A 5,270-nucleotide genomic window follows, 5' to 3' on the forward strand; every position below is an offset into this window, starting at 1 on the left:
CAGGCCGGGGCCCAGCAGGGCAAGGCCAGCCACCACCCACGGCAGGCCAAGCACCAGGCCCTGACTTGCGACCAGCACCCCGACAGTGGCGACCAGCAAGCCGCCGCCGATCAGCGGCAACAGCCCGAGCCGGTGCAGCAAGGCGCCGCCGAGCAAGGCGCTAGGCAGGCAGGCCAGGGCCGCGGCCGAGACCAGAAGGCCCGCCTGCAGTGGGCTGAAGCCTGCGACCAGCTGGAAACGCTGGGTGGTGACCAGTTGCACGCCGCTCATGGCGAACAGGGTAAAGACGGCGGCCAGGACACCGGCGAGGAAGGCCGGGTTGCGGAAGATTGCAACGTCCAGCAACGGAAACGTCAGGCGCCGCTGGCGCTGGGCGAAGCACAGCCCGGCAACAATTGCCACGCCACCGGCCACTGCCGCCATCGGCCATGATGGCTTGGCATTGACGGCTTCTTTGATGGCATACACAAGTCCGGACAGCGCTGCCAGCGCCTGCAGCGATGACACCAGATCCCATGGACGCGACGCATCGGCCGGGCTGTGCGGGGTCACCACCACCCCCACGGCGAACGCCACCACGACCACTGGCACGTTGATCAGGAACACCGAGCCCCACCAGAAGCGCTCCAGCAGCAGGCCGCCGAGGATAGGACCCAGCGCGCTGCCCACCACCGCCAGCGAGCCCCAGACCGCGATGGCCACGTTGCGCTCGCGGTCGTCCTCGAAGGTTATGCGGATCAGCGCCAGCGTCGCTGGCATCATCGCCGCCGCGCCCACGGCAAGAAAGGCACGGGCGGCAATCAGCAACTGCGCGTTTGGCGCGAAGGCCGCGGTCAAGGACGCCAGGCCGAACACCAGCAGGCCGCTGAGAAACATCTGCCGGTGCCCGATACGGTCGCCCAGGGTGCCCGCTCCCAGCAACAGTCCGGCCATCACCAAGGGGTAAGCATTGATGATCCAGAGGCCTTCGGTGGTGCTGGCGTCCAGGTCGCGCAGCAAGGTGGGCAGAGCCGTGTAAAGCACCGAGTGATCAAGGGTGATGAGCAGCAGCGCAGCGCCCACCGTGGCCAGCACGATCCAGCGTTGAAGTTTTGTGAGTGGCGTGTGTTGCATGGTCGTGAACCTCGCTGCGAGGCTGCAAACTATACATTCTAGAATGTATAGTTACAACGATGTGCGAGTGTGGCCTGACCAACGTTGCCCCTGTGTTCAAAGCGATGCGAGCAGCTTGCTGATCTCGCTTTTTACCCGGCTCATGTCATCACGGCCGTACCAGCGGCATTGGGCAATTTCGTTGCGCGGCCGGGCACGGACACGCCCGCCCAGCGTGACGCGGTAGACATAATGCTCTCGGCGCGCCGAGCGGTAGCGCTTGATGAAACGAATGCTGCGGGCCTTGATGCCGGTCTCTTCGCGCAGCTCGCGACAGGCCGCATCCATGGGCTTTTCGCCTGCCTCGATGGTCCCGCCTGGTAAGGTCCAGTCGCACTTGTGCTTGCGCACGCACAAGAGCTTCTTGCCCTGGTAGCAAAGCACGGTCGCTCGTTTCTTGAGTTCTTTCATCCGGTGAGGCGCCTATGGCTGGGTCCATGTGCATGTGACGGCCTCACCTCGCAAGGGTTCAGCCGGTGCGGGCATCCTTGCGCGGGGTGGCAGGAGGATGATCAATGATTGGCGAGGGACTTCATGTAGGTCGCCTTGAACATCTCCATTTCTTCGCCAAGTGCCTCAAGCGCCTCTTTCTTCAATAGCTTGCGCGCCTGCGGGAACATCTCGCCTTCCTCTTCCTCGATGTGGTGCTCCAGCAGCTCCTTCACCACCTTGACCCGGCCGGTGAATTCCACGGTCGAGGGGTCGGTGTTCTTGAGGTCGGGCAGGACCAGGGTGTCCACGGTACGGTGCTCTTCCTTGGCCTCGTGGTACATGATGGCCTGGTCCTTGCCGCCGGCTTCCTTGAAGGCAGGATAGAGAATCTCTTCCTCAAGCTTGGTGTGCAGCGTCAACTCGACCTCAAGCTTGGCCAGCAATTCGGCACGTTTCTTCACGCCTCGCTCGGTGGACTCGCTGAGCTGGGCAAGAATGCCCTTGACGCGTTCGTGATCGGCTTCGAGCAATTCGATGGCATTCATGAGTGGCTCCTGAGGGTTCGGACCTGATTCGAGGAGAATCACTGCAGCTTCGATGCCAGCTCCCAAGTCAAAAATATCTTCAGGGAAATCATGGACTTGAACGTGCAGAAGCGCATGCCGGATCATGCATTTTGCATGATCCGGCAGGTAATGCCTTGCACTTTGGAGGGCGAGTGATCAGCTACGCAGCGAATCGCTGGTCCCTTGCGCAACCTCTTCCGCCTCGCGGGCCTTCGGCGCCACCCGCATCAGCAGGCACCCGACCACCGCCGACACCAGCGAGCCGAGCAGGATGCCGATCTTGGCCTCATCAACCAGCGCCGGGTGCGCGGGGAAAGCCAGGCCGCTGATGAACAGGCTCATGGTGAAGCCGATGCCGCACAGGATCGACACCGCATAGATCTGCACCCAGGTCGCACCTTTCGGCTTGGCCGCGAGGCCAGACTTGACCGCCAGCAGCACGCCGCAGAACACCCCCAGCTGCTTGCCCACGAACAACCCCACGGCGATGCCCAGCGGCAGCGGCGCGAAGATATCGCCCCAGGTCAGTCCCCCGAACGACACGCCCGCATTGGCAAAGCCGAACACCGGCACGATCAGGAAGCCCACCCAAGGCGAGATGGCATGCTCGAGCCGGTGCAACGGCGAGAGCTCGCGGCCCTCCTCCTCCGCCCAGTACGGCAGCAGGAACGCCCCCACCACCCCAGCCACGGTGGCATGCACGCCCGACAGCAAGGTGAAGTACCACAGCAGCGCCAGGCCGATCATGTACGGCCACAGGCTGAAGACGCGCGCCCGGCGCAGCAGCAGCATCGCCACCATGACAGCCCCGGCGGCGGCCAGGGCGCCCAGGTTGAGGGAGGCGGTGTAGAAGATCGCGATGATCGCCACGGCGCCCATGTCGTCAAGGATTGCCACCGCCACCAGCATCAGCTTGAGCGACAGCGGGACATGCCGGCCCATCAGCGCCAGCGCGCCAATGGCGAAGGCGATATCGGTGGCGGCGGGAATCGCCCAGCCGTGGGCAAGCTCGGTGTCGCCTCCGGCCAGGTAGAGGTAGATCAGCGCTGGCGCGGCCATGCCCATCAGCGCGGGCACGGCGGGCAGGCGTCGTTGCTGCCAGGACGCCAGGCGCCCATCGACCAGCTCGCGGCGGATTTCAAGGCCCACCAGCAGGAAGAACACTGCCATCAGGCCATCGTTGATCCACAGGTGCACGGTCATGGGCCCCAGCGTGTCGCTCAGGGTCACGCCGGTGGAGGCATGGATCAGGTGCAGGTAGTCTTCGGCCAGCGGGCTGTTGGCGATGATCAGCGCCAGCGCCGCGGCGATCATCAACAGGATCCCGCCCGCGGTCTCGCTGGCGAGAAATCGCTGCAGGGTCGAGGACATGGGGGGTTGTGGAGCAGTCATGAGTGTTTCGCCTCGTGCAAAGGGTTGCCCGGGGTGTACAGGTTGCGGATCGCAGACATGCAGACGACAGGACGCCAGGGCCGATCGGCTCGGGCCCATCCGGGCAGGAAATCAAGGGAGGTCGTGGCGAGGATCGCGTTCGCGGGGAACGGGACCGGGCACAGGAATAGACGCAGGAACGCTGCAGCAGCCATGGATAGCCTCACGGAAAACGAATGAACGTTCTCCGTATACGGGGATGATCCCCGGGCGCACGCAGCACACGCCGAGCGGCAAGCCTAGCAAAATGCACGATGGCCGGGCAACCCTCACCGCGCTGGCTAGAGCATGCGCTTGAGCAGGCGCTCCAGGCGGGTGTAGCGAAGCCTGCGCAAGACCCGGCGTACCATGGTCGGGTAGCTGCGCGCGGCCTCGAGCTCGGTGAACAGCGAGATGCGCTGTACCCCGGTTTTAAGCGCGGCCAGCTCCGCGTCGCGTTGCGCCTGCCATTCACCTTGGGGATCGTCGATCAGCAAGGCGTTCTCGAGGTCCAGGCTGAACCCTCTCGGATTGAGGTTGTTGCCGGTCAGAAGCGTGTAGCGCTGGTCGACCCAGATGCCCTTGGCGTGGAAGCTGTGTCCCGGATCGTTCCATAACAGCAGGTTGAGGCGCCGACGGATGATCGCCAGCTGGTGGCGACGGGCGAACGCGCGCAGGTTGTTCTCGTAGAGGTAGGGCAGGACGGCGCTGGCGGAGAACTTCTCGTCCGGGGGGACGTAGAAATCGTTGGCGGTCTTGTCACCGACGATGATGTCCACGGTGACCCCGCGTTGCAGCGCCCGCTCGATCTCGCGCAGCAGCACCTTGGGCGGATTGAAATACGGCGTGCACAGGGTGATGCGTGTCTGGCTGGCCGCGAGCAGCTCGCAGATTACCCGGTTCAGCGGGTTGTGCCGGCCCACGCCCAGCAGCGGCGTCACCTTGAGCCCGGGCCCGGACGGCTGCGCGGCGGCGTCGTAGCGCGTGTCACGCAGGCGCGCGCGCAGCAGCCGTATGTCATCGCGCAGGGTTCGGGTGGCGGGCAGTTGCGGCAGGTCGAGCCGGTGGGTAGCCCGCGAGTCCAGGACGCTGTAGACCAGGTTGGCCATGGCGTCGGCCAGTGGCTTGCTGTCGAGCAGGTGGTAGCGGTCCAGGCGGTACCTGTCGAAACGGTGCAGGTAGACGTTGTTCAGGCTGGCGCCTGTGTACAGCACGCTGTCATCGATGATGCTGCCCTTGAGGTGCAGCACCCCGAACAGCTCGCGCGACTGCACCGGTACGCCGTGGATCGGCACCTCCAGCGCATGGCGGCCCCGCTCGGTGTTGTACCAGGCGGCGTTGCCGGGCTGCTTGGCCTGTCCCATCAGACCGCGCTGGGCCCTGAACCAGTCGACCACCACCACGATGTCCAGGGTCGGGCGCTCGGCCTTGGCCCGGTACAACGCATCGAGAATCTCCTGCCCCGCCTCGTCCGCCTGCAGGTACAGCGCCACGATCACGATCCGCCGCTGCGCCGCGGCGATGCGTTCAAGCAGGCAGGTGCGATAGTCGGCGGCGCTGGGAATGACCTGGATGGCCCCGGGCGAGAGGCTGAATCCTTCGAGGGTGGCGAGCGTGGGGGTGGGTTTCAACGTGTGTGACCTCGGCTGGCGGATGCTAGCAGAATAGCTCTCTGGCGGCCGGCTGTCGGGTGATACTCATGTTGAAACA

5 protein-coding genes are annotated in these 5,270 nt (G+C 64.8%); all 5 read right to left on the bottom strand.

Translation table 11 applies throughout. The features are described from left to right. Positions 1–1,113, bottom strand: a 1,113-nt coding sequence (locus tag VJS90_RS11490) for an MFS transporter (protein ID WP_324121775.1), incomplete at its 3' end; no start/stop codon positions are given. Between the two features lie 96 nt (positions 1,114–1,209). Beyond that, complete coding sequence (locus VJS90_RS11495) at positions 1,210–1,563, bottom strand: NUDIX domain-containing protein (RefSeq protein ID WP_324121776.1); 354 nt, start codon at positions 1,561–1,563, stop codon at positions 1,210–1,212. 101 nt (positions 1,564–1,664) lie between these two features. Further along, positions 1,665–2,129, bottom strand: a complete 465-nt coding sequence (locus tag VJS90_RS11500) for a hemerythrin domain-containing protein (RefSeq protein WP_324121777.1) — start codon at positions 2,127–2,129, stop codon at positions 1,665–1,667. Positions 2,130–2,306: 177 nt separating this feature from the next. Continuing rightward, entirely contained in the window at positions 2,307–3,542 is a 1,236-nt protein-coding gene (gene nhaA / locus VJS90_RS11505) for a Na+/H+ antiporter NhaA (protein WP_324121778.1), read from the bottom strand. A gap of 320 nt (positions 3,543–3,862) precedes the next feature. Next, the gene (gene pssA, locus VJS90_RS11510) at positions 3,863–5,191 is read right to left on the bottom strand and encodes a CDP-diacylglycerol--serine O-phosphatidyltransferase (RefSeq protein ID WP_324121779.1); all 1,329 of its coding nucleotides are present in this window, start codon (positions 5,189–5,191) and stop codon (positions 3,863–3,865) included. Positions 5,192–5,270: the final 79 nt, after the last annotated feature.

The organism is Pseudomonas sp. (genome assembly GCF_035277045.1).
GTDB lineage: Bacteria > Pseudomonadota > Gammaproteobacteria > Pseudomonadales > Pseudomonadaceae > Aquipseudomonas.